The organism is Companilactobacillus muriivasis (assembly GCF_036246245.1).
Classification (GTDB): Bacteria; Bacillota; Bacilli; order Lactobacillales; family Lactobacillaceae; genus Companilactobacillus; species Companilactobacillus muriivasis.
In genome coordinates this window covers 35,125-61,454 of the sequence record NZ_BTTQ01000006.1, presented here as the reverse complement: position 1 = coordinate 61,454, position 26,330 = coordinate 35,125, and the positions used below count along the sequence as shown (strand labels likewise).

At 37.9% G+C, this 26,330-nt stretch carries 22 protein-coding genes; 13 read left to right on the top strand and 9 right to left on the bottom strand.

Annotated features, from left to right (window positions below):
• The first annotated feature begins 406 nt into the window (after window positions 1-406).
• From AAA923_RS07885 to AAA923_RS07865, 5 genes are all read left to right on the top strand, one after another.
• Window positions 407-1,834, top strand: coding sequence for a hypothetical protein (locus AAA923_RS07885; RefSeq protein WP_041501389.1), 1,428 nt, complete (start codon window positions 407-409; stop codon window positions 1,832-1,834).
• A gap of 16 nt (window positions 1,835-1,850) precedes the next feature.
• Window positions 1,851-2,648: a YdcF family protein gene (locus tag AAA923_RS07880; protein ID WP_338216140.1), complete on the top strand. Its 798-nt coding sequence runs from the start codon at window positions 1,851-1,853 to the stop codon at window positions 2,646-2,648.
• A 13-nt stretch (window positions 2,649-2,661) separates the two neighbouring features.
• A complete protein-coding gene (locus AAA923_RS07875; protein ID WP_041501388.1) occupies window positions 2,662-3,717 on the top strand; it encodes an AI-2E family transporter in 1,056 nt (351 codons plus the stop codon).
• 73 nt (window positions 3,718-3,790) lie between these two features.
• A complete protein-coding gene (locus AAA923_RS07870) occupies window positions 3,791-5,287 on the top strand; it encodes a hypothetical protein (RefSeq protein WP_338216138.1) in 1,497 nt (498 codons plus the stop codon).
• Window positions 5,288-5,824: 537 nt separating this feature from the next.
• Entirely contained in the window at window positions 5,825-6,514 is a 690-nt protein-coding gene (locus AAA923_RS07865) for a 2,3-diphosphoglycerate-dependent phosphoglycerate mutase (protein WP_041501386.1), read from the top strand.
• A gap of 627 nt (window positions 6,515-7,141) precedes the next feature.
• Here AAA923_RS07865 and AAA923_RS07860 read toward each other — a convergent pair.
• The gene (locus tag AAA923_RS07860) at window positions 7,142-9,139 is read right to left on the bottom strand and encodes an L-type lectin family protein (RefSeq protein WP_338216137.1); all 1,998 of its coding nucleotides are present in this window, start codon (window positions 9,137-9,139) and stop codon (window positions 7,142-7,144) included.
• Between the two features lie 229 nt (window positions 9,140-9,368).
• Here AAA923_RS07860 and AAA923_RS07855 point away from each other — a divergent pair, with 229 nt between their 5' ends.
• Window positions 9,369-10,013, top strand: a complete 645-nt coding sequence (locus tag AAA923_RS07855; RefSeq protein WP_041501384.1) for a CatA-like O-acetyltransferase — start codon at window positions 9,369-9,371, stop codon at window positions 10,011-10,013.
• 371 nt (window positions 10,014-10,384) lie between these two features.
• Here the strand turns inward: AAA923_RS07855 and AAA923_RS07850 are convergent, their stop codons facing one another.
• Both AAA923_RS07850 and AAA923_RS07845 read right to left on the bottom strand, forming a co-directional pair.
• Window positions 10,385-11,077, bottom strand: coding sequence for an IS630 family transposase (locus AAA923_RS07850; RefSeq protein WP_137619794.1), 693 nt, complete (start codon window positions 11,075-11,077; stop codon window positions 10,385-10,387).
• Window positions 11,059-11,535 carry a helix-turn-helix domain-containing protein gene (locus tag AAA923_RS07845; protein WP_338216134.1) on the bottom strand — a complete coding sequence of 159 codons (477 nt, stop codon included), beginning with the start codon at window positions 11,533-11,535 and terminating at the stop codon, window positions 11,059-11,061. Before AAA923_RS07845 ends, AAA923_RS07850 begins: the two co-directional genes overlap by 19 nt.
• Window positions 11,536-11,705: 170 nt before the next feature.
• Between AAA923_RS07845 and AAA923_RS07840 the strand changes: the two genes are divergently transcribed.
• Together AAA923_RS07840 and AAA923_RS07835 are read left to right on the top strand one after the other, a co-directional pair.
• Window positions 11,706-13,187 (top strand): MFS transporter, encoded by a 1,482-nt coding sequence (locus AAA923_RS07840; RefSeq protein WP_041499955.1) that lies wholly within the window; start codon window positions 11,706-11,708, stop codon window positions 13,185-13,187.
• A gap of 215 nt (window positions 13,188-13,402) precedes the next feature.
• On the top strand, window positions 13,403-13,963 hold the full coding sequence (locus AAA923_RS07835) for a TetR/AcrR family transcriptional regulator (RefSeq protein WP_041499953.1): 561 nt from the start codon (window positions 13,403-13,405) through the stop codon (window positions 13,961-13,963).
• A gap of 39 nt (window positions 13,964-14,002) precedes the next feature.
• Here AAA923_RS07835 and AAA923_RS07830 read toward each other — a convergent pair whose 3' ends face one another.
• From AAA923_RS07830 to AAA923_RS07815, 4 genes are all read right to left on the bottom strand, one after another.
• Window positions 14,003-14,692 (bottom strand): M57 family metalloprotease, encoded by a 690-nt coding sequence (locus AAA923_RS07830; protein WP_137619765.1) that lies wholly within the window; start codon window positions 14,690-14,692, stop codon window positions 14,003-14,005.
• Window positions 14,693-14,775: 83 nt separating this feature from the next.
• On the bottom strand, window positions 14,776-16,104 hold the full coding sequence (locus tag AAA923_RS07825; protein WP_338216130.1) for a glycosyltransferase family 2 protein: 1,329 nt from the start codon (window positions 16,102-16,104) through the stop codon (window positions 14,776-14,778).
• A gap of 8 nt (window positions 16,105-16,112) precedes the next feature.
• On the bottom strand, window positions 16,113-16,613 hold the full coding sequence (locus AAA923_RS07820; RefSeq protein ID WP_338216127.1) for a hypothetical protein: 501 nt from the start codon (window positions 16,611-16,613) through the stop codon (window positions 16,113-16,115).
• A complete protein-coding gene (locus tag AAA923_RS07815) occupies window positions 16,613-17,419 on the bottom strand; it encodes an EAL domain-containing protein (RefSeq protein ID WP_041499948.1) in 807 nt (268 codons plus the stop codon). The genes AAA923_RS07820 and AAA923_RS07815 overlap by 1 nt, the downstream gene beginning before the upstream one ends.
• A gap of 416 nt (window positions 17,420-17,835) precedes the next feature.
• Between AAA923_RS07815 and AAA923_RS07810 the strand changes: the two genes are divergently transcribed.
• The 4 genes from AAA923_RS07810 to AAA923_RS07795 all read left to right on the top strand — a co-directional run bounded on the left by AAA923_RS07810 (window position 17,836) and on the right by AAA923_RS07795 (window position 23,275).
• Window positions 17,836-19,809 carry a PTS sugar transporter subunit IIABC gene (locus tag AAA923_RS07810; protein ID WP_435890171.1) on the top strand — a complete coding sequence of 658 codons (1,974 nt, stop codon included), beginning with the start codon at window positions 17,836-17,838 and terminating at the stop codon, window positions 19,807-19,809.
• Between the two features lie 384 nt (window positions 19,810-20,193).
• Window positions 20,194-20,967, top strand: coding sequence for an alpha/beta hydrolase (locus AAA923_RS07805; RefSeq protein WP_338216313.1), 774 nt, complete (start codon window positions 20,194-20,196; stop codon window positions 20,965-20,967).
• Window positions 20,968-21,369: 402 nt separating this feature from the next.
• The gene (locus AAA923_RS07800; protein WP_041501450.1) at window positions 21,370-22,278 is read left to right on the top strand and encodes a DMT family transporter; all 909 of its coding nucleotides are present in this window, start codon (window positions 21,370-21,372) and stop codon (window positions 22,276-22,278) included.
• 85 nt (window positions 22,279-22,363) lie between these two features.
• Window positions 22,364-23,275, top strand: coding sequence for a DNA-processing protein DprA (locus AAA923_RS07795; RefSeq protein ID WP_137619766.1), 912 nt, complete (start codon window positions 22,364-22,366; stop codon window positions 23,273-23,275).
• A 38-nt stretch (window positions 23,276-23,313) separates the two neighbouring features.
• Here AAA923_RS07795 and budA read toward each other — a convergent pair whose 3' ends face one another.
• Window positions 23,314-24,024, bottom strand: coding sequence for an acetolactate decarboxylase (gene budA, locus AAA923_RS07790; RefSeq protein ID WP_041501451.1), 711 nt, complete (start codon window positions 24,022-24,024; stop codon window positions 23,314-23,316).
• 18 nt (window positions 24,025-24,042) lie between these two features.
• On the bottom strand, window positions 24,043-25,722 hold the full coding sequence (alsS, locus tag AAA923_RS07785; RefSeq protein WP_338216117.1) for an acetolactate synthase AlsS: 1,680 nt from the start codon (window positions 25,720-25,722) through the stop codon (window positions 24,043-24,045).
• Window positions 25,723-25,833: 111 nt separating this feature from the next.
• Here alsS and AAA923_RS07780 point away from each other — a divergent pair, with 111 nt between their 5' ends.
• Entirely contained in the window at window positions 25,834-26,265 is a 432-nt protein-coding gene (locus AAA923_RS07780) for a MarR family winged helix-turn-helix transcriptional regulator (protein ID WP_338216116.1), read from the top strand.
• The last annotated feature ends 65 nt before the right edge of the window (window positions 26,266-26,330 follow it).

Sequence of the window (26,330 nt, the reverse complement as noted above, 5' to 3'; positions counted from 1 at the left end):
GCAGCGGCATCTGTTACTGCTTTCTATTGAATTATTGAATTAGAAACGGAACATGTTCTTACTATTATTAAATTAGTTTATGAGCATCTTTTAAAACCAAGAATCAAAAACCATATAAAATTGTAATACTTTATTTTGAAATATTTGTCGCCATAAAAATAGAAGAGAGACAAAATAGTGAATAATCCCTAGCCGGAGCTTGATAGCAATATAGCCGGCTGTGCAAGTGGAGTAAGAGCTTTAGCTCTTACTCCACAGGACGACTTTTGAGACTTGCTGGTTTTGCAAGGCTCAAAATCGAGGCTCGAGACCGTCCTTTGGCTCGAACCGGTCCCATAGCAGGCTATATTGCTATCAACCGGAGGCGGAACAAGTTGTATAATTGTTGGATGAGAAAGGCATAAAGATGGGTAAAAAAATCTATGTTGTTTTGAGCATGCTGTGTCTTTTTGCCGTACTTTTGGTAGGTTGTAAGCCGAAAGAGACGTCAAAAGTTGTTGCATCGAATAAGACTTGGTATTTGTACCAAGATCAAGGCGAGAACGATACAGTTTCAATTAAATTTTTAAAGAATCAACGTGCTGAAATTAAAGATATTACGACGATTGACGGAAAAGTTGGTATCAATCGTTTCAATAATCAATTTAATAATCCAAAATATACTTTGGACCGTGATGGCAAAACGATTACTTTCAAAACGGCTAAAACTGATTTAGTCTTGAAAATTATTAAGAGCTATCATGAAAATGTTTATGGCAAACATATGAAGGGTTACTATGTCCAATCGGGCAACGATACCTACAAATTTGCCTATATTACCAAACGCGACAAGCAGTCCAATATCAGCAAGTCGCAAAAAACTAAGTCTCAGACGATTGCTTATGATCAATTGCCGGATCATATTATCGATGTGAACGCTAATACGAAGCCACTGACAGCTAACAATGCGTTGATTGGTAATTATGATTTTTCTACTATTATTGATTATCGTCGAACAGATGGAAATTTAACTATCAATCAAAATGGAACTTACCAGATGACTTTGACCGAGCATTCAGCTCAGAAATTGACTGACAAAACTGACAATAAAGTGGTTATGTTAACGGAGGTTGAGACTGGGAATGTTCAGAGTCTTTATGGAAAAATTTATTTAACGCCGAAGAATCTTTTGACGATTAATTATTATTATCATGGGCAAAATCAGGATAAACTTTTGCCTAAGAGTGTTAATTTGAAAGTTAATTCGAAGTCGACTGGTAATCAGATTGACCGGGCTAAGATTCGTATGGAAGCTGACGGGGACCAGTTGTACCTCTTCTCGAGTGACTATACTGTGCGGGTCAAAGATGGTCAAAAGAATACCAAGGCTAACTTGTTAACCAAATCGACTTCGGAACAGACGAGCTTGAGAGATGCTATTACACAGACGAAAGATTATTATGATAAGTATGTTGCCAATCCATTGACTTCAAACGCTGATTTGATGCAATTGGTTGGGGCAATCTCTGACAATCATGATAAGAAAGTCGGTAATATTGGCGTTAACTTTGGCGACTTGTATGGAACAAATATTCAGCCGAGCGATTATCAAGGAGTCAGTGTTAATGGTAGTAAACAGCCATTGATGCAATATATTTTCCTCGTTTCGCCGTCAGCCTATTCTGAAAATGGGCCTGCTGTGACGACAACTAAAGGGAAACTGTTGATTTATGGGTCTTTGGATAACAAATTATTCCTATTGAGACAGCCGGACAAAGATTCGACAACGGTAACTTGGACGATGGTGAAGGACTTTCCACTAACCGTTCCCAAATTAAAATTCAGCTTAAATTAAGTTCTGGAGGGGAACCATGAATTTTTTACTGATGGTCATTGTTACGATCATTGAAGCACTAGTGGTTTATCGAATTAGATTCGTTTATAGTCGGCAGCCTGTTTGGGCAATTAGTTTGGCGAGTGCAACAATTGTCGGATTTTACTTGATTGCCAAATTTTCAGTTAGTAAATATGTCAGTGCCTTTGCGTTTAGTTTGGCAACGCTTAACTTGATATTGTTGCTGGTAATGATGATATATATGTGGAAATTGGATCAGACTTTGAAAAAGCAACAGGCGCTGCAGGGAACAGATTTCCTGTTGGTTTTGGGCAGTAAATGCCTGACTCCGCGAGTAACACCAGTATTGGCTTCAAGGTTGGATAAAACAATTGAGATATATGATAAATTTGACGTCAAACCGCAGATAATTGTCACTGGTGGCAGAAGTTCAATCGATTTGCCCACGGAAGCTGAATTAATGGAGCAATACTTAGTTGATGCTGGGATTCCGGCTGAGATGATTATTATGGAAACAAAAGCTAAAAATACTATTCAAAATTTAGGATTTTCTTCAATAAAAATTCGTAATATATGGCATAAAGATAATCACCCACGCGTTATCATAGTTACGAGCGATTATCATCTGCCTAGAACCAAGTTTTACGCGAAAAAGTTGGGAATAAAGGTTAATTTTGCGGCGGCTAGAACGGTCAAGATGTTAAAGTGGCCGGCAATGTTTCGTGAGTTTACTGCAATTCTTTGGGATCACCGATATTCTCTCGTGACAATTTGGGGGATGGATGTCTTATTTTCGTTAAGTATGTGTATATGATGAGGAGAACTATATGAGTTTGTACGATAAGTTTGTTGAAAATAAACGTCTGCGAAGATTCGTCTTGTTGCTGTTTGTTGTCGTGGTATTTTACCTACTACGTAGCATGATGAGCATGTTTTTACTAACGTTTACATTTACCTTTTTATCGGTTCAATTAGTCCGGACCGTTCAAAAAAAATTTCCAAGGACCAAGCCCGCTTGGGTGATTGCGCCAGTCTATTTGATAATTATTGGCTTGCTGATTTTTGTCATTGCCAACTACATACCACAGTTGATTAATCAAACAGCTAAGATGTTTAGTTCGTTGCAAAAATTTTATGAGAGTAAAGAAGTTCGTTCTAATCCGTATTTAGACGTAATTTATAATTACTTGCAGCAGATCAACCTTGATAACCAAATCAAAGTTGCTATCACACAAGTAGTCAATTACATCACAAGTGTTGGGGCCGTTGGCTTTAACATCGTAATTTCCTTCTTATTGAGTTTCTTCTATACCAGTCAGGTTGAACAGATGAATGCCTTTGGTCGTCAGTTCTTAGATAGCAAATACAGCTGGTTATTCTCAGATTTGTTCTATTATGGTAAGAAATTCGTCAATACTTTCGGTGTCGTTTTGGAAGCACAATTGATGATTGCCGTTGTAAATACTGCTTTAACAACGATTACATTGCTATTTATGGGGATGCCGGGAATCATTGCGTTGTCAGCGATGGTCTTCATATTGTCATTGATTCCAGTGGCCGGAGTAATTATTTCCTTGATACCATTGAGCTTCGTGGCTTATTCAGTCGGCGGAATCCGTTACGTTATCTACATTGTAATCATGATTGTTGTGATCCATTTGATCGAAACATATTTCTTGAATCCACAGTTCATGTCCAGCATGACTCATTTGCCAATCTTCTTTACCTTCGTTGTCTTGATAGTTTCCGAAGAACTACTTGGAACTTGGGGACTAATCATTGGTATTCCAATTTTCGTTTTCTTCCTAGATATTCTGGGGGTTCATTCAATCGGTGGGCACAAGCCTAAAAAAATCCGAATAAAATTAAAGAAAACGTTATAATTATGATTAAGATATATTTGTCATATATAATGGAGTTAAATGTAGTCAACTGACGTAGATGGGAGATTAAAATATGTCATTCTTCGATAGAAAAAAGAAAGATAATGATGATAATAATTATTCTGATCTAAACAATCCTTCATATCCAAATGCACAACCGGATCAAAATAATTTTGACCAAGCACAAAATCAATATAATGATGCGCAGGCTGGAATGGGGACACAGTTTACACCAAATGACCAAGATTTTAACAATGCCAATGCTAATAATAACAACGGCAATGATTATTTCTTCGGCCAAAATCAACCACAATTTGGTCAACCAGATCCACAACAAGGACCAGCACAACAACCACAGGGACCACAAGGCCAAGCTCCACAAAATGGCATGGATAATAATGGTGGCGAGCAGTGGCAATATACTGAACAGGATTTGCAAAGTACTTTGGATCAAAGTGCTGATTTGAAAGCTCAACTCCGCAGTCAATTATTGGCTGACAGAAGCTATTGCAATCACGTTTTGCGCAATACTAACAGCGACCAAGTTGATGACCGTCAACAAGCAACCGACCGTATCAGTGAAATCAACAAGTCATTGAAAGAATGGTTTGGAACAGATGAGATGGCCAATGAAATTTACATGGATGAAAACCGTGACTACTATATTTTCACCGATGATTTAGCAGCCAATCCCGACGCTGACACAAGCAAAATGTGGCAACAATTGACAATGACTTTAGCCGATAAAGGACTTTTAGCCAACGCCATTTCCGTGACATATAATGATCAAGTTGACCAAACATGGATGAACTATCAAAACGCCGGATTCGTTGATGGCAATGCATTCTTGTTGAACATGTACAATGAATTGCAGGGCCGCAACATGAATACACCCGTAACGCCAGCTGAAATTCCATTCGATGCCGACTACCGAGTACAACACGTCAGCGATAAAGTTGATAAGATTTTGGATGCCGATGACAAATTAGTGATGGAAGTTTCCAGAACAGCTAACCATCAATTACAAATCATCCGTCACTACAAAGACAACAGCTTATTGAGCCGTGATATTTTCGATGTCAACGGAGTAATCTCAGCAACTCAATTCTATGACCACCGTAATGCCAATAAAGTTGTCCGTGAGAACTTCTATCGCCAGGACGGAACATTGGTTCTAATCAAGAGTTATACAGCCAACGAGCCATATATTCAGCTATTCAGTGAAGGAAATGTGCTTATTAGTACATTCGATAGCGATGAAGAGTTGATAGTTTGGTGGTTGAAGAGCCAAGCATTGAGACAAAGTGAAGCTACAATTTTCGTATCAATTAATTCTGAGTATTATAAGAAGTTGTTGACACTTAGAGATAGTGGCTTTGAAGTAGTTCCAATTGTGATGAAGCAGAGTGAAAATGCTGATATCATTTCTGATTTGATTGAAGGTAAGGACAAGATCAGTGCGGTGATGGCTGGGTCTGATCAAGTTAATACTTACTTGAATAAGAATGCTAAGAATACTTTGGATATTACTACTTTGAAGGAAATCGATGCACCAGTGTATAAAGAATAGAGAGTGGAGACAGGGCGGTCAGCTCCCGAGCATTTGCATGACTTCACGAATTATCCGCGTATTTTGCGGATGATTTGGGAAGTTATGCAAAGCGGCAGGAGTTGCCCTGTCGGAACTCGTTTTAGAGCCACTGCCTATATAAAGTTTTGAAAATAATAAAACAAGAGCTATAACAATTGAAGTAGATGATTGTTATAGCTCTTTTAGTTAGTGTAGGAAGTTTAGATTACCGATATAGGAAGTGTAATACATAAGCCAGTAAAGGAGCTGGAGGTTTGGAAAATAATAAGCCAGCAGTGAAGGTGGAGTTAGGACGGTGCTTTTCCGTTCTTACTCCACGGACGACTTTTGAGACGCGGTTTTCGGCTCAAAAGCGAGGTTCGAGACCTTGGCTCGGGCCGGTCCTCACAGCGGCTTATTATTTTCCAAACCGGAGGCGGAGAGAATAAAACATAAATTGAGACGGGTTCTCTTTTTTTTATTGCCAAAATCGTGTAAAATACATATTGTTAAAGAAATGAAAAGAGGATCTTATAAATGGCAAAATTAGTTTTCATTCGTCACGGACAAAGTGAATGGAATTTATCAAACCAATTTACTGGTTGGGTTGATGTTGACCTTAGTGAAGAAGGAGTAAAGCAAGCTCAAAACGCTGGTAAACTTCTTAAAGAATCTGGCATCCAATTTGACCAAGCTTATACATCAGTATTGACACGTGCTATCAAGACATTGCACTACGCTCTTGAAGGCTGTGACCAATTATGGATTCCTGAAACAAAGACATGGAGACTTAACGAACGTCACTATGGCGCACTTCAAGGTCTTAACAAAGCTGAAACAGCTGAAAAATATGGTGACGAACAAGTTCACATTTGGAGACGTTCATATGATACATTGCCTCCATTGTTGAAAGCTACTGACGAAGGTTCAGCAGCTAAGGATCGTCGTTACGCAAACTTGGACCCAAGAATTATTCCTGGTGGCGAAAACCTTAAAGTTACTTTGGAACGTGTAATTCCATTCTGGGAAGATGAAATCGCTCCTAAATTGCTAGATGGCAAGAACGTTATCATCGCTGCCCACGGTAACTCACTACGTGCTTTGACTAAGTACATCGAAAACATCAGTGATGCTGACATCATGGATGTTGAAATGACTACTGGTGAACCAGTTGTCTATGACTTGGATGACAAGTTGAACGTTGTAAGTAAGAAGAAGCTTAACTAATTTTAGTAACACTTAGCGACTTTGTCGCTTAGGGTTACTTATTAATTTAGTTGAATGTAAAATACGACCTGCACAATTGTGTGCAAGTCGTATTTTTTTGATACTTTTTTTTAGAGTGTGTTATTTGGATGTCTGCTTGTGATAAAGTTGGTATAATTGAATGTGTTAAAGATTCAAGAAAAATTTTACGGAGCTAAAAGTAGCTTTGTAGAGCTGAAGTAAGGTTTACGGAGCTGAAAGTAGTTTTGTAGAGCTGCAGTAAGGCTTACGGAGCTAAGAGTAGTTTTGTAGAGCTGAAGTAAGGTTTACGGAGCTGAAAGTAGTTTTGTAGAGCTGCAGCAAGGTTTACGGAGCTAAGAGTAGTTTTGTAGAGCTGCAGCAAGGTTTACGGAGCTAAGAGTAGTTTTGTAGAGCTGCAGTAAGGTTTACGGAGCTAAGAGTAGTTTTGTAGAGCTGAAGTAAGGTTTACGGAGCTGAAAGTAGTTTTGTAGAGCTGCAGCAAGGTTTACGGAGCTGATGGTAGTTTGTATAACTAATACGAATTATTCAAAGTTTAATAGGATTATTATTTTTATAAAAGCATGAGGTGTGCAATTGAATACTCCTAAGTATGAAGAAAAGGATTTATTAAGCATTCCAGAAGGAAAAACTTTCGGCAAATAGAGTCCAGAAATCCGTATCATCATTGATTAAATCTTTTAAATCAAATGTTTGGTTAAAGCTGTCTCCAGATGCGTTTGCTGCAACGGTATAAGTTTTGTTTCCAGCAGTAATTTTGTAAACAATGTTAGTGTTGGCTGAATCGTTCCCAAAGCTGTGGTTATCACTGTAGTTCAGTGTTGTGGGTAAATTCAAAGTGGCATTAGTTTGCTTATAAAGCAAGTCGATTTCGTTAGTAGAATTGGAATTAGTCAGATTCAGCGAGTATGTTGGCCTTGCCAAGATAGTAAATTCAGGACTATTGGTTGATGAAATTTCATTACTGCCATTAAAGGTTGCAGGAGCTTGCTTAACATCAATATCTTTAGTTGTGGCATTGACTGCTTTAGCGTTGATAGTGATCTTGGCAGTATCGTTGGTGGGACTCAATTCTTCATCCAACTGTGATGTGATGTTGTCGTTTGTTATGTCACCTGTACTAATAGTTTGAGAATAACCATCGTTGAAGGTAATGGTTCCTATATTATTATAAGAATCTGGAGTAATTGTGACACCATTAGGAATTTTGATATTGGCTAAAATATCTTTCCAATTAACGCTACCAGTTTTGTATGTTAAGTCGTAATTTAGTTTGAGTGAGTCACCATTACCGACGGTTTTGTCAGTTGAGGCAGAGGTGATTTTTTTGTTGTTTAAAGTTGTATCAATAATATTAGCGTCAGCATCGGCGTAGAGTGTATCCGGAGTGGAGTCGAAGGCTACTAATTTGGTAGATACACTATCTGAAGGACCATTAGCTGCTGTGAATCCCCAACGAACTTTACCGTCAGTTGTGTTTAATTTTGATGTATCCACAGTGTTGGAAACAGACAGTTTCTTGTCCCATCCAGAAGGAATATTATTATCACTATAATCGAGGTTTTTGTCGTTGTAATCATATGTCAAAGTAGCGAGGTTGCTACCATTAGGGGCGGGAGTCCATTTGATAGTAACATGGTGCCAGTATAATACATTGCCATTTTGGTCTGTACCATCAGTTAAAGATGCTGAATTAGAATTGTTGTGTACCAGAACATAGCCCTTTTTCCAAGGGGAATAGTCGTTAGTTAAGGTGGGATTGTCTGTGAAGTCTAAGTCCTTATAAGAAGTGGCAAATCCAGGGTAAGTTACAGCAATATGTCCATATTGACCTCCAAGAGAACCATATGTGACTTTAGTCTCATTTTCGGTTGGAAAGCCAATATAATCTGAAGGTGGAGGACTCACTTGGGTATCATAACCGTTCAAAGAGTAGGACGTTAATGTAGAAAGAAACCCCGAGAAATAGCCATATTTGTTACTAATTGGTTTTGATGGTAAATAAAAACTATTTTTTTCCGTATCAAATTCGAGTGCAATACTGTTTTGAATGGCAGTTTTCTGAATGTCACTTGGAGAAGGAACAGTACCACCTATAGCTGTATACGATGAAGAGTCGTAGCCATAAACACCCATACTCTCAAGTCCAGCACCCAATGCACTAGTATTTTTTGAATCATTTTGAAGTACGAAGGCAATTCCTTCACTATTAACATCGTCACTACCTTCTCCGCTACCAAAATATAACCAAGCGGAAATAGTTTGTTTCTTGTTAATGTCAAAGCTTTTAGCAGTGGACCACATTGATCCATAAGTGTTCTTATTGTTAGCCAAAGATATGATGTTACCACTGTCGGAATTTTGACCGGTATTATCAACGATTTGAGCTGAATTTGTTCCATATGGATAACCAAAAGATACTGTAGGTTTGGCATTTGACATGTAACTATCAACTGGAATACCAGTCGGAGCACTTTTTAAGACAGCTAAATCAGTACTGTCAGTCAAAGCGGCTGAAGCTTTATTTGTATTAAATGAAAAAATCACAAAAATACTAACAAGTGCAGAAAATCCAATTCCAAGAATCTTCCTCATTTTATTCCTCATATGCATGTTCCCCCTCAATTAAGAACAGCTCATTTGAAAATACAATAAGTATATTTTTAATTATATCATTATGTGTAAATGACATAATTCATATAAAAACAATTATATTTATGAATAACGACAATCATGTTGCATGGAATAAATGTTATTGGACTTCTAATGCCGTTAATTTTTTCCAAAAGTTGTATGATATTAATGAGAGACAATACATTTATAGGAGGCTTTACGGATGGCATTTACGAAGATTGATTTAGACAATTGGACGAGAAAAGAAGTTTTTGAACACTTCATTGATCAAAAGACGACATATAGTGCAACACATGAAATTAATATTGAGCATGCATTACATTTTGTGAAGGAAAACGATTATAAGTTCTATCCATTATTTATCTATGCAGTTTTGCGTGTGGTTAATTCCAATTACTTATATCGTATGGACTTTAATGATCAAGGTGAACTGGGCTTTTACGACAGCAGCACGGCCTTTTATTCAATCTTTGATGATAAACGTGAGATATTCTCCAATATTGATACTGAAGATACGTATACCTTTGCGGAATTCCATCGTGATTATTTGGACGATGTTGCCAAGTATCGTGACACTGGAAAGTTATTCCCTAAGCAACCAATTCCTCAAAATGTTGTCAATATCTCCATGATTCCGTGGGCTAGTTTCAACAGTTTCAACTTAAATATCGGTAACAATGACAATTACTTATTGCCAATTGTAACGGCTAGCAAGTTTCAAAAGCGGTCTGATGGGATTAAGCTACCTGTAAGTTTCCAAATTCATCACGCTGTCTGTGACGGATATCAAACAGCTCAATTTTTCAATCGATTACAAGAAGTTCTCGATGAACCAGAAGAATTGTAAAAATACTTGTCTTAGAGTGTGCTTTAAGGTTTATAATTGTAAACAAGTTATGCCTTTTCAGTAAATAAATAGTTGAGGATTGCCAAAGAAATAAGACGTTGCACGTTGTGTAGGTCTTATTTTTTGTTGGTAAATAACGTGTGATATTCCGTCTCCAGAGCTGGAATATATTCACCAGCTGTGCGGACCGGTCCGAGCCATGGAGCGGTCTCGAACCTCGGTTTGAAGCCTTGACACAATTCGTCAAGTCTCCAAACACGCCCGGTAGTATAAGTACGGGAGAGTCTCCCGTACTTATACTACTTTCACAGCACACAAATATTTCCCAGCTCTCCCGACTAGTGGAGTATAGCTTTCATATCTAGACATAATCAGTCTTCTATCTTTGGATAAAGCGAATGTAACTTTATGCGTGCATCTGCTGTTGTAAATTGCCAATCTATTGATAGATTCTTTTCATTACGTTCGCTACACCATGTTGTCACTTCTTGACGTAGTTGTTTGATTTCTGGAATACGCCGATTCAGACATTGACGACTCAACAAGTTCAAGCCAATTTCAGCTATATTTAACCAGCTCCCATGCTTGGGTGTGTAGTGTATTTCTAATTTACCAGCCAATCGACGAGCCTCTTTTGGCTCGAAACGTTGATATAGTGATCCTATTTTATGAATATTCAAATTATCCATTACTAAAATTATTTTATCGGCAGATGGGTACAGGTCATCCACCAACCATTTTATAACCTCCGCGAAATCGCGTGAGGTTCTGCGTTTTCGGACGTCCACATATTGTTTACCGGTTAATGGTTCAATCAAACTGATTATTGCGCAATACCCATTACGAGTGTATTCATAGTCAATTTTCTTGGGTTTCATTCTACGAGTTGGAAGTGGTTTGGAAACATCGCCGTGAAGTACATACGGCTTCTCATCCAAACAAACTAATGGTCGATTACTATCATATGGTAGGGCATATGTGTCTAGAACATCCTCCATGTGGGCAACGTATTCACCATCATCTGGCTTGGGGTTCGCCCAACTCTCTACTTGGTATGGTTTAATTTCATTTTTTTAAGCTTGCGTGCAATGGCATCACGCTTCACAGGATGTTCGAGTATAGTCGCTGACTTTTCTTCCAATAAGCTATATGACCATCTCGTGTAGCCTTCTGGAGCGGGGCCACAGGCTAACGCAATCAGTTTTGCCTCATCTTCTGCTGTTAATTTTTGGTTTGCGTGATCCGAATTACTATTACGTTTTATAGTGATGGCCTCATCGATACCGCCTTCGAAGAAAAGGTTGATGACGGCATAAACCACTCCAGTACTGCAACGATTCATCTTATCCACTTCAATTCTAGTCATGATTTCACCATGAGATTCATCTAAGTCTAGCAATACTTGAATCCGACGTTTGACGGTTTTATTAAGACTTTTAGAATTCAAAAGATTTTTTAGACGAGTAACTTGATCATCAGAAAGAAAAATATGTTGTTTAACTGGTCTGTTATTCGATTTCATGAGGATTGTCCTTTTTGAATTGATTATATCGAAATACAGATATGAAAGCTACGCTCCACTAGTTAATCGGTAATAGTTTAATGTAGAGGTATGCTAGATTATTTTTTAAGATGGGATATTTGCGTAACTAATAGCATGTGTTAAATAAAGATAGGAAGAAGTAGAGGGGTATGAGTAGAAATCGTAAAATTTTGGTTACCTTTGCGTTAGTGCTGTCGAATATGATGGCCGGTCTTGATGCGACGATAATCAATACTGCGCTGCCTGCAATCATTAGTGACTTGCACGGTATTCAGTACATGGGGTGGATTGTCGCCATTTTCTTATTAGGAATGGCCGTTTCGACACCGTTATGGAGTAAATTTGGGGAGAAGAAGGGTAATAAAGTTGCCTATATCACCGCTACAGTTGTTTTCATGATTGGAGCGTTGTTTCAAGGATTAGCGCCCAATATTATCTGGTTTATCACTGCCAGAAGTATCATGGGAATTGGTGCAGGCGGTATGAACACGATTCCTTTCATTATCTACTCACAGATTTTCAAAAATATTAAACGTCGTTCGCAAGTCATCGGGATTGCTTCGGCGGGATTCAGTGGGACGTCAATCGTCGGACCGCTAATTGGTGGTTGGATTGTTGATGCGTTCAGCTGGCACTGGGTATTTTATATTAACTTGCCATTAGCATTGCTTTCGATTGCAATTGTTGCTATTTTCTTCAATATTAAAGAGAAGTTGAATGAAGAAAAAGTTGATTATCATGGGGCAATTTTGATGGTACTTGGTTTGACTTCCTTCTTGATTGGGATTCAAATGCTCGGAGTATCGTCAATTTTTGTTACGTTAGGATTCGTTGCTCTTGGAGCTGTCTTAATTTTCTGGATGTCACGAGTGGAAAATCGAGTCGATGATCCCATCGTACCTAATCGTTTGTTTAAAAATGAAAAGTTAGTTATTGATTTGATTTTATTCGCCTTGTTGTGGGGTTCATTCGTGGCTTTCAATATCTACATTCCGATGTGGGCTCAAGGCATCATGGGACTCAGTGCTCTAGTCGGAGGGATGACACAGATTCCCGGGGCGATTGCTAACTTCTTTGGTTCCGAGCTGGAGCCATTTATGCAACGAAAGATGAATCGTTATACGATTATTGCCGTCGGAACTGCATCATTCTTGATTTCCTTTGCCGGATTGTACTGGGCTAAACAAACCGCCAGTTATACATTCTTGCTAATCATGGGTGTCTTTGAAGGATTCGGTATCGGTGTCTGTTTCAATGCTTTGTTGATTGCCGTGCAATTTGATGTTGAGACACGTGATGTGCCAATTTCAACTTCATTTGCTTACTTGGTCAGAATTTTGAGTCAAACATTTATGTCATCAATTTATGGTGTTATTTTGAATCTAGCTTTGATCAATGGCGTGAAGGAAAGCCATGGTCATATCACGATGGCAATGATGAATAAATTGAGTAACGCTACGGTGGCAAAAGAATTGCCTAAAGCCTACGTTCCACAAATGAAACGGATTTTATTCTCAGGTATTCATAATATTATGTTGACTGCCTTGGTTCTGATTATTTTAGTTATTATAATTTTAATTTATTTGTTCAGACGGGAAGCTGTTAAGAAGCATTCAGTTCAAACAAATTAAAAAGCGAGCTCATTAGGAGTTCGCTTTTTTTTGTGAATTATAGACGCTTAGTAGACAACGATAATTTCTTTTTTATGATGAGATAACACTTAATGGTGGGTAAAGATTCCGAAGTGTCTGGAATTTTGAAATCACAATCATTCGATTCTTGTATAACGTCGATACCCTGACTAGAATTAGATTCAGTCGTAAAAGATATGTTGGAGGTAGCGCTTGTGACATCAAGAATATTATCTAAAGAGAAAATCATAAATACGGCTATGGAAATGATTAATCACCAAGAAACGTTGAATTTTACCAAATTGGGTAAAGCGCTGGGTACTAGGTCACAGGCTTTGTACAATTATTTTCCTGATATAATTGTGGTAAAAGTTGCTGTAGCAGCGAAGTTTTATGGTAAATTAGGGGTTCGATTGGATGCTGATTTATTGGGGATGACTGGCAAGCAAGCTATTAAAACATTTGCCAATGTGGCAGTGCAGTATTCATTAGGCAATTTTTATCTGGTTCAACAAATTATCACGATTCCACCTAACAGGTTGAACAATTCTGAGTTTGAAGAAAGTTTTCGCCGATTGCAGATGATTTTAATCCAATTGTTGAAACCGATAGTTCAAGATGAATCACAGCAGTTGGTCGTTTCCAGAATGATATTCAACTTAGTCATTGGGGAAGTATTTTGTGCAGGGTATGGTCGTTTTGATAATAACTTGCTTAATACACGTGATAGTTTTAACCAAATGTTGAATAGAATATTATCTGATCAAAGTAAATAGCATTAGTAACCTTATACGATTACTAATGCTATTTTTGTACTACTTATAAATATTTCTCAGACCGTTTAAATCAGCTTCCGATAATTTGGAAACGCCCTGATCAACAGGATACATGACAGAATTCGTATAAGAACTATGACCTAATCCCAGAGCATGGCCTAATTCGTGCATTGCCACTGAATCTTTCATCGACATATTAGGATAGGTAACATTCAATCCGGCCCGACCACTATTGATTGCATAATGATCCAGCTGTAGAGCCGATGGACCACCGTTGCCCAATTCAACGGTACTGGAAGCAATATTTTCAATCTTCTTATGATAAATGAAGAATGTAATATTATTCTGATTTGGTTGTGCATTTCCAGGTACTAGTTTAACGATACCAGTGTTGTTATATGTATCGACAGCATTCTGGAAAACCTGACGTGCTTTAGCAGGAACGTTACTTTTGAAATGATAATAGTAAGTATTGGAAGTGTGCATATTTTTTAGTGGCGATTCAACCGGTGTGGAAACTTTTCCGACTTGATCTTCAGAAGTTGTTTTGACCGGCCCACTGAGTTTCTTATCAATATTAGTTTTAATTAGATAAACGTATGGTTGCATACGAGTATTGGTTGCTTTAATCTCGTCTTTCACTTGCGGAACGATTTCAGGATGAATTTCAACAACAACGAAGCCAGCTGCCAAAATGATTATCCAAGCAATCCATGAATTTTTTCTCATCTGTACTCCTTAAAAATTCATTTTTGTCTATGTAATCATAGTTTTTTAGACTACAATTGTCCACTCAATTGATTAGAAAAAAGTTATTTTTTATTTTGTAAGGAGCTACGTTTAGGACTGACCCATGTGCCTGACCCAAAACCGAGAATTGTCTTCATGGCTGGGATGAAAGTTGCCACAACGGTAATGGGATTAATCATCCAATAAAAGAGCATGTACATTGGGGCAAAGAAGGCGTATTTCATTTTGGCTCCGTGGTGGTCAAGCAACAGGGCAGTGAGCAATTGAAAAACTCCGGCGATTATTTCAAAACTGACGAAAATAAATGAGATTTCAAATCCGTGCATGATCCGTTCAAATTTGCCGTGTATAAGGAATAACAACATAGCGATGATAAACATGACTGTTGTAATGACAAAAAAGAATGACCAGATGATTGATAATGTTGAATCTATGAACATCGACATTTGATAACGACGTTTAATAGGATGAAAGATGAATTTTTTAACATTAGTCAGCCAAACTTCAGTCCCACATTGTGCCCAACGTTTGCGCTGTTTGTAGAGGTCACCAATAGTTTCGGGAACGTTCATATGAAAAACGATATCTGGATCAAAACGAGGAATGGCACCAATAGTTTGATGATCCCAAGCAATACTGATATCTTCAGTCGCTCGGTCTTGTCGGAATCCACCAACGTCAATCAGAAAATCCTTTTTGTAAAGAGTATTGGCGCCACTATAAGCGTACATTGAGTCGTTAATTGAAGTTTGACTACGTTTGATAACACCAACGATACTAGAGAACTCAACTGTTTGGGACTTGCCTAATAGTGAAGTCCGATTTTGAACATCCATATTAGCCGTGACAGCGGAAGTATTCATATCTTGAGCATGGATGAAGAAGTTCATGTATTTCATCAGTGCGTCCGGTTCAGGAATTGTATCGGCATCGTTACTGAGAATATATTCACCTTTGGCAAAGTGCATACCGATATTGAAAGCATGTGCTTTACCTTTATTTTGAATGATATTGATAGTTCTTAGGCGCGGATACTTTTTCATTAAACGCTTGATAATCTCAGCTGTTTTATCAGTTGAACCGTCATTAGTAACGAGAACTTCAAAATTATCGTAGTTGATATTTTCGAAAAGGTACGTGATTGTCTCTTCAATGACGACTTCTTCGTTATGTGCGGGAATCATGATTGTGATCATTGGTTGCAGATTCTTGGGAATGGGATGCCAATCTTCATCGTATTTGTTCTTCTTTAAAAAGCGATAAGATAGGGCGCCGCTGAACCAAAAAAATGATCCAACAATGGGATATAAACATAGTATCAACAAGCAAATGTTGACAAAAGTTCCTCCAGCTGTGGAGCCCAATATGTGATCTATAAAAATATTTTTCATGTTAGCTCCTAATCTACGTCGTCTAAATCTTTTTTAGCATAGAGTTTTTGAATTTGGTGAGTCTCAAGATTTTGTTCTGGTTGGACGTCATAACTTCGGACATTCTCACGGAATTCTTGATCACCAAAACGATTATCAATGAAATAATCGATAGTCTTTTTGCGTTTCTTCTGATTGATAGGGTTAAAAGTTGGCCACTGTTCGACCACACGGTCACGTTTGCGATTCTGAATAATCGTCATACCAGTAGAAAATATTGCCGTCATAACGAAGGCAAATAATAGAATGATACCGATAAATTTAATTTCATAAATACCCTCTCGAAAGGACCAGACATGAGGAATCTTTGGATTAAAGCTAGCCCAAAAAGAAGTTATCGTTATAACGATGGGTACGATGACCGCCACCCAGCCAATGATGGCGAAAAAGGTTTGGCGAATTTTGAGCCACAAATGGCCGGATTCAAAATACTTATCCGTATATAATTGTTGTCGGTTTTTTTCTTTCATTATTTTTTAGCACTTTCTGGATTTTCGGGGTGACCAAAGAGATAACCTTGACGAGTTTTAATGTTCAACTGTTCTGCTAGAGCCTGGTCATCATCATTTTCAATACCCATTAAAATTAAATTGATGTTATTTTCTTGTGAAATTTTGTTCCATGACTGTAAGTTCAAATCGAGCCAGACGTTGGGATCATCTTTACGAAAGTTACGCATTGAACACTTGATATTGTCGACAAACGGCAGCATCCACTCAATTTCCTTGAGATTTTTCATATCGGCTCCAACGTTATCGATGCCGAATTCCATGTTGTAATGTTGCGCTTCGCGAATTCTTTTTTCGAAAATATAACGGTTCTTCAAACGATTGCCTTTGCCGGGAGTATATTCAATGGATAAATTCATCGGTTCAATTTTAGAAATTGCCCAACGAACAAAGTATTGAAACTCCGGACTGATAATTTGGTTATATTCCAAGTTAATGGATAAAGTTATGGGCTCAGCTGGCAAAGATTTGAAGGTATTTTCCAACAAAAAGACGACTCGTTGCAATGGTAATGAGTCGAGATTAGAGGGGAGAGACCAAGTTCCATCTGGGTTTTGTTGACGTAAAAGGCATTCATAACCGAGCGTTTTATTTTGATAATCAACTTGTTTTTGAATGAAGTAGCGTAAGGTAAATTCCTTATTCTCTAAATAATTATTATTAGACTTACGCGAATTCCAATAAGTGATTGCGATAGTTACCACAAAAAATACAATTGTTGCGATTACTATCCATATTAGACCCCTCTCTAACTCTAAAAGATTCATAAGTTCCTCCACAATATGATTTACTGAAAGCTTTCAGCTATTTGAATGCAAACTACAATTGTCGTCATAAAGAAAAGAATGTAGTAAGTAAAATTTGCGTGATCCTCAATAATTATAATTAATATTATATCTGTTAATAGTCATGAGCTATAACTTTTTTACGATATAATTTTAAAAATGTTTAATCTGGTTTGGAGCCATTTCCATAACATGATTCCCCATATAATCAAATTTATAAATAAAAAAGTTTACATTTTGTATTTAAACAACAAGTCTATTTTACTGCATATACGTAATCCAAGCATTCATTTATGCGAAAATACCAATAAAATTAGTTCGAACAAATTTGACTATAAATGTGTTTAAACATATAATGAAAGCGTAAACAAAATTGATGTGAAATTCAAAAAAAGGGAATGAACGTTATGGAAAATCAAACACTGATTTCATTAGTTGCACCCGCTGATGGGCAACTTTTAACGCTAGACAAAGTTTCTGATCCCGTATTTTCACAAGGCCTGATGGGACAAGGCTTAGCAATTGAACCTACTTCTGGAGAGATTGTTGCGCCAGTCGATGGAACAGTTACCTTAGTTTCGGAAACTAAACATGCCTTTGGTATCAAAACTAAGGATGGTGCTGATATTCTAGTCCATTTGGGAATTGATACAGTTGAACTGGAGGGCAAACCTTTCAAGGTCAACATTAAACAAGGCGATATCGTCAACGCCGGTGAAGCGGTCGTTAGCATGGATCTTGCTGCAATTAAAGCTGCTGGCAAAGAGACAACCGTCATTTTGGCAATTACTAATAGTAATGATATTTTACAAAATTGGATGGTGACTGGTTCTGAACAAGTTGTTGAAGCTGGCGATACAGTCGCAGTGGCCGCAATCAAAACTGCTGAAAAGGTTGCGTTGAAACCTCCTAGAACTGGTGGAAAGTACGATCAGCTGGCTACTAACATTATTGAAAATGTTGGTGGAGTAGAAAATATCAACAGTTTGATCCACTGTATAACTAGATTACGTTTTTATTTGAAAGATTCGTCTAAAGCAAATGATAAAATTATCGAAAATATGGATGGCGTCATTTCGGTTGCCAAAGCTGGCGGTCAATATCAAGTTGTTATCGGTCAAGCAGTGGTCGATGTTTATGATGCTGTGATTGCTCAGATTGGTCCACAATTCTCGAATGATGATGCCACAGCTGAAGCAGTTGATCAGACTGCCAATAAAGTTCATGGTTTTTGGCCTAATGTCAAACGCGGTGCCAGTAATTTTATCGGTGTTCTAACCGCTTCAATGATTCCTATTATTGGAATTCTAGCTGGCTCAGGTATTTTGAAAGGTATCTTAGCTGCTTTAACCGGATTCAAAGTTTTGTCAACGACTAGCGGCACATATGTGATTTTGAACGCTGTGGGCGATGCAACATTTTACTTTTTACCAGTTGTTTTAGGATTTACTGCTGCTAAAAAGTTAGGCTCAGATCCAATCGTTTTAGCAATCGTAGGTGGAATTCTGATTTATCCACAGATAATAACTTTGGCGGGTAAAGCTAGTACCGCCAGCACCAACTTCTTGGGAATTCCAACAACATTGATTTCCTATACATCTTCAGTTTTCCCAATTATCGTGGCAGCTTGGTTAGGAAAGTATGTTGAAAAATTTCTAAAGAAAGTTATTCCTACTTATGTAAAAAGTGTTTTTGTACCAATTTTGGAAGCATTAGTTTTGAGTTTAGTAGTCATTATTGGCGTTGGACCAATTATTACCGTCTTGAGTAAAGGACTTTCCAACGGATTAGTTTCAATTTATAACTTCAGTCCAACTTTATCTGGATTAGTTCTTGGTGGTGTCTATCAAACAATGGTAATCTTCGGCTTGCATTGGGGACTCATTCCTATTGTTATCAACGATATTGCCACTAACGGTCACAGTTACATCAATTCAATTCTTTCAATCACTATGGTTGCCCAAGGTGGTGCCGTTCTCGCTGTATTCTTGAAAACTAAGGATAAGAAACTCAAGGAAATGTCTTTAGCAGCTGCTGTATCGGCGTTTTGTGGAGTCACTGAACCAGCACTTTATGGTGTCAACTTGAAGTACAAACGAGTCTTCGTTGTAGCAAGTATCGCCAGTGCTCTAGGTGGTGCTTTGACGGGCTTCTTGAGAGTGGATAACTATGCTCTATCAGGTGCCTTAATTGGGTTCCCAGCGTTCATAACGCCAGGAGTCGGAATTGGCAGCAATTTCTACGGTTACCTAATTTCTCACTATGGAACGTTATTGATTGCAGTTGTCTTGGTTTACTTCTTTGGATTTACCGACAAAATGTTAGCCAAGAAAGCTGATCCGATGAATATTAACAATGTTAGTTTAGCTTAGTTATTTTGAAATATGTCGCTGGAGGGCGTCAGTAATGTAGTTTGCTGTATGGCTGGTGTAGTAGTGAAATTGCACCGTTATAACGCCATTCAAAATGCAAACTATCTTACTGATGCCCTCCAGTTGAGTTTTTATTTAGTTTTATCTAGTGATGAATTCTGAAAATATAAATTAAATTTACAAATGTTTCGTACAATTATTCAGTTTTGGAAGACTTAAAATGGTAGTCTAAACATGTAAACAATTATTGTAAGATTAATTCTTAAAGCAAATGAGTATTCTTAGTTCTAGATACAGCAATTCCAACAATCAAAGGAGAAAAAATATGAAAATAGAGGAACGCAAGCTTAAAATCTCTGATCATGAATTTACAGTTAAAGGTTACTGCTCGACCAAATATCCGATTTTGGGAAACCTGTTGATTACCCAGTCGTAATAATTTGTCCCGGCGGTGGTTTTACTTTCCACTCAGGGCGTGAAGAAGAGCCGCTTGCTTTGCGTTATAACTCCTTTGGGATGCACGCTGTTGTTTTAGAGTACAAGCTGATTGGCGATACACCAGTTTATCCGATGGCTTTGCAGGAAATGGCAAAAACTATCGATTGGATCAATCAACAACCAGATTCGATGCATATTGATAAGGATAAAATTATCTTAGCTGGTTTTTCTGCTGGAGCACATATAGTGGCTGCTTATAACCGAATAGGTCCTAATCCAACATTACGTAAGAAATACCAAATTGAGAGATATAAAGGTCAACATGCAGCGGTCATTTTAGGCTATCCTGTAATCGATATGACGATGAAAGACAGCTTTCCAGATGATGACAAGGTACTGCATGAAATTAGCACTGACGAGTCATTATGGAAGTCTCAGGAGTTGTTGAATAAAGACTCTAAGCCAGCATTTGTTTGGCAAACAAGAACCGACGATTTGGTTAATGTCATGAATTCCTTGGTATATGTGGAAAAGATGGTTCAGTTGGGACTTCCAGCCGAATTTCACATGTTTGGTTCAGGAATCCATGGTTTAGGTTTAGCGACTTATGTTACGAAAAAGCCTGGTAAGGATAAGTATCTGAATAAAAGAGCATCGGGATGGATGGATCTATCTTTAACATGGTTGGAAATGATGAATTTATTAGGATCAGCATATTAAGGCATTCTACTGAAAAGTGGAATGCTTTTTTCATACCGAGTTTAATCTTTTATTATCCAAAATTGACTGACTATAAAGGTGTTTGAATACTATTAATACTCAAACAATAACGACTATTTAGTCGGAATTGCTAGTGAATATTTCCCAGCTCTGGAGACGTCATATTTAACGAACACTACAAGTTATTTATCATAAAACATGAAAATACTAGCTATCATTTGAACTGAAAACGCTTAACGCTTCCAGAGTGTTGTTTTATCATTTAGCATTGTTATACTAATCACGTTAACCATAAGGAAGGTGAATATTTATCGTTAATTGACAGCAGTAATATTTCGGCTATTCGAGAGGGTAGCGTAGCAATGAATTCAAATGAAATCAAAGCGAAGGGAAATATTACTCATGAAGTCTAAAAGGGTTCTCGGATCCATTGAATTAAGCATTGCCGCAATTATTTGGGGAGCAATGTTTGTAGTTGTAAAAATTATTGTCGATGAGGTACATCCAATTCAATTAGTTTGGTTGGAGTACTTAATCTCGTTAGTATTTTTAATCGGATACTCAGTAATAAAAGGAGAAAAGTGGCACATCAATTGGTCTGATCTTCGATTGATCTTCTGGATCGGAATAATTGGTAACACAATCTCATTAGTAGCACAGGAAATGGGTACAGGTTTATCCAATGCCCAAACTGGTTCAGTTATCACTTCAACCATTCCAGCATTTATGATTATCTTTGGTTGGTTGATTTTGAAAGAACGACTCGATAAGGTCAAGGTTTTCTCAGTTCTCATTGCTATCTTAGGTGTAGTTATGATTGTTGGTTTGAAAATGACTGGTAGCAATGTTGTTTTAGGAATTATTTTATTAATTCTAACTGCCATCACATGGGCTTTGATGTCCGTCTTGATTAAAAAAGTAAAGACGTATAGTTCTTTACAAATTACTATTATGTCAACTGTAGTAGCTGTAGTCTGCTTGACACCATTTATTTTGAGCGACTTGCCATCACTCACAAGCATTAATTTTTCTGAACCAAAAGTTATTCTCAGTTTGCTATATATCGGTGCTGTTTCAACCGCCGTTGCTTACGTAATGTGGAATAAAGGTCTCAAAGTTATAAGTGCCAGTTCTTCAGGATTGTTCTATTTGATTCAACCAATCGTTGGTTCATTCTTAGGTTGGTTACTATTGGGTGAACAAATTTCTGTTGGCTTTATTATTGGCTCCGCCATGATACTTGCCAGTGTTTGGATCTCAGTTAAATTTGAAGATTCAGACGAAGAAGCACTTGCCAGTGCTGAGGGTTAGTTGTAAAAAAACAATTTATAATTGAATATTAATAATTTATAAGGTGAATCCATTAGGGTTCATCTTTTTTTGCGTAATTTTGATTATGATGAAAAATAAAACTATTTTGCTAATGATGTTGTTAAAAGTTCCCGGAATCGGTGGACAAACGGTGCGTAAGATTATGGAAAAGGAGATTGATGTCGATAAGTCGGTGGATAACTGGAATTTTTTGAGTGAATTGGAGATTACTATCGTTAAAAAGGCTGTTACTAGTGGAAAACTTTCGGATGAAATTTGGAATCAATATCATCAGGAAGTTTTGCAAGAGCTAGAACAAGCAAAAGCCATAGGAGTCGAAATAATTAGTTATCTTGATGAATCTTATCCACAGCGCCTGTTGAAACTGCAACGTTTTCCAGTGATTTTGTACGCAATGGGAAATATTGAATTGTTGAACGCTGAACGGATGGTGACGATTGTTGGTACTAGAAAGCCGACTGAATATGGTATCGAATGTGACATTGAACTGACGGAATGGCTTTCATTAGAACAAGGATATGTCGTGGTCAGTGGATTAGCGCAGGGTTGCGATGCATATACTCATGGTACAGCTGAAAAAACGATTGCGGTGGTGGCTCATGGTTTAGATCAACCAATTTATCCACGGAAAAATGCTCCGCTGGCGAAAAGTATTTTGGAAAAGGGCGGACTATTAATTACCACATATCCACTGGGGACAAAAATTATTCCACAACATTTGGCAGCTCGAGATGAGTGGCAGAGTGGCTTGGGTGATGGAGTAATTGTGATTGAAACTGGTTTGACTGGTGGGACGCACACGACGATTAGTTACGCTTTAAAGCAGTCGAAACCTTTGGCAATCTTGAAATTTGATGAATACTGTAAAAATAATTTTGGTAATGAAAAATTATTGAATAACTTAGCTTTTGATGGGTTGAATGGAATGGATACGTGTATTAACTTTGTGAAAAGAATGCAACGTGAAGCAAAATAAAAAGCCGGTCTCTAAAGTGAGATCGGCTTTTCTAATGATTAATTTTCAGCGTTATGAATTTCTCCCAATATGTCCCAATCGGAAAAATCATAATTCATATAATCTTTATTCTGAATAGGTAAATGTTGTTCTAAAGTATCGAATTGTTGAATTTCAACTTGACCAGTTGCGCCGCCAAATCCTAAGACGTGACCACCAAAATCATGGTCATCAGATAGGAAGTGGTGATGGAAACCGCCGACAGCAGCACCGTCAAAAATCTGGGGAGAATAGTAGCTTAACAATGTTCCTTCGACAGATTCTTTCAAAAAGATACTTTGATTTTCAGCAGTCTTACCAAGAGTTGCGTAAGGTTTGTGCGACTTTTTAACAGCACGAGTTTTGATATTGGTGAAAGTTCCGTGTACTAGTAGTGAGAAAAAGGTATTGTTACTGGTCATTGAAAGAATTTTCTTATCCAATTCTGGCTGTGAAAGTTGTTCGATTTCAGTCAAATGTCGATATTCAGCGAAGTGACTGTTGGCAAATGGCAATGTGAAATCATCTTTAACAACGTTAACTTTGCCATCGCTATCAACTTGGTAAGGAACGCCGTCGAGAATAACTAATTCGCCATCAAGTCCTTCACCAGTACCGATTCCAGTATCACCATGTTCCAACAATTCTTTCATCGTGATAGTTCCATCCAATAGACCGGGAACGAGCAATGCTAGAGTTCCGTGTTGATAGAGTGTATGTGTTTTTGCCATATTTTTGCCTCTTTCTAATTAGTTCAATACGTCATCGACAAGTTTAGATGCAAGGTTGATGTTGTCTGAATAATCAACAGGGATGTGCAAGATGACTGGACCCTTGGTGTTAAAGGCTTTGGCAAGCATAGGTTCCAAATCTTCGGTTCTTTCAACGCGCATACCAGTAGCACCGAAACTTTCAGCATATTTAACAAAATCAACTGGTCCTAATTCAACGCCAGATTCGTGACCGTATTTAGCAATTTCTTGGAAACGAACCATATCGTAATATCCGTCGTCCCAAATCAATTGAACGATGTTGAGGTGTAGACGAACTGCTGTCTCCAGTTCTTGACCAGAGAATAGGAAGCCACCGTCACCAGCAACGGAAACGATTGGTTGTTCTGGACGTTCCAAAGCAGCTGCAATGGCCCATGGAAGCGCCACACCGAGTGTTTGCATACCGTTACTGAATAGTAGGTGACGTGGTTTATAACTTCTGAAATGACGTGCCATCCAGATATAAAGCGATCCTACGTCAACAGTTACAGTTGTGTCATCGTTAACTTGATTTTGCAAAGCGTGGATGATTGCTAGAGGATGAATTCCGTTTTTATCCGAGTGATTTTCAGGAATAGCATCTTTCTTAGTAAATTTCTCTTGTTGGTCAGCCAAATGCTTGTGCATATCAGTGCCAAGGTCAATGTCAGCGGGTAAACTTTCACTAACTTCGTCCAAAGTTTTAGCAATATCAGCTTGAACAATTAAGTCTGGTTGATAATCGTTAGTGATTTCAGGGGCAATACTATCTAGGTTGATAATTTCACCGGTTCTGCCAACGTTCCAATTTCTGGCTTCGTATTCGATTGGATCATAACCGACAGCGATGATTAAATCACTTTCCTTGAGGATTGTGTCACCAATTTGGTTTCTAAATAGTCCAACACGACCGTAGTAATTCTTTTCAAGGTCACGTGAGATAACACCAGCGCCTTGGAAAGTTTCAACAACAGGAATTGAGAACTTATGTAAAAATTTATGAATTTTATGAGTTACTTCATTAGTTGACGAACGCATACCAGCTAAAATTACAGGTAACTTAGCATGTTCAATCTTTTCAATAATCTTATTAACAGTTTCTTGATCAGCACCACCTTGTTCGATGGGAGACAAGCCATTGATGGTATTATTGCTGACTTTATCATTCAAAACATCTTGAGGGATGGAGATAAAAGTAGCACCAGATTTAGGTGCCATTGCATTTTGGTAAGCGTTTGCAAATGACTCCGACAAATTATTTGCGTCTTGAATTTCCACACTCTCCTTTGTTGCAGCAGCTAAAAGCTCTTTACTTGAGATACTCTGGTGGGTTAACCTAGCAATATCGTTTCTAGGAACTTGACCACCAAGAGCAACAACTGGGTCACCTTCAGAAGTGGCGGTAATTAAACCAGTTGCTAAGTTGGAAACACCAGGTCCTGAAGTAGTAGCTACGATACCAGGTTTACCAGTCAAACGACCGATTCCCGCAGCAATAAAAGCCGCATTTTGTTCGTGGCGAGTGATGATTAGTTTGGGAGTCTTAGGATTATCGTAGTGTTCAAGTGATTCAAAAAGTTGGTCGATTTTAGCACCAGGTAGTCCAAAAACGTACTTAACTCCTTGATTGATCATTGTTTGAATCAACGCTTGAGCACCATTTGGTTGTTCTGTCATTGTTTCTAGCCTCTTTTTTATATAATTTTGTTCTATACTTATTTATAGATTAAATTAAATCATTCGTGTTGAGTTGTCAACACAGAAAACTTTTCATCGGAGTGAAAATAAATGAAAAATATCGGTTACTTAGCGCAAGACATATCTATCTTACATAGACAATATTACAAGGATACGAGGGAAAAGTTCAACGAAATCAACTTGAATCCGACTGCGGCTTGCATTTTATTGGCTGTGAGCGATTATGAAAACATTAGTCAGAATCAAGTTGCCCGTTCATTAGTGATCGATAAAGGATTAGCAACCCGTGAGATTAATAAGATGGAAAAACTTAATTATCTGACAAAGACTGATGGGGCAGGGAAAACTAAGATTTTACAGCTCACAACAGAGGGGCAAAAAGTCATTGATACGGTTCAATCAATCCGTAGTCAGTGGTGGGAAGACAGATTTGCTAAATCCGGCATTACGCCAGATAGTCCGTTGGTTTCTTCAATTGAGGCTGTTGTATCAACGATTGTGGGACCTATAAACGAAAAGTAAGCAATACTCAACGTTTTCAGTTGGGGATGTTGCTTATTTTTTTTGTCGTTTACCGCCGGAGGCTG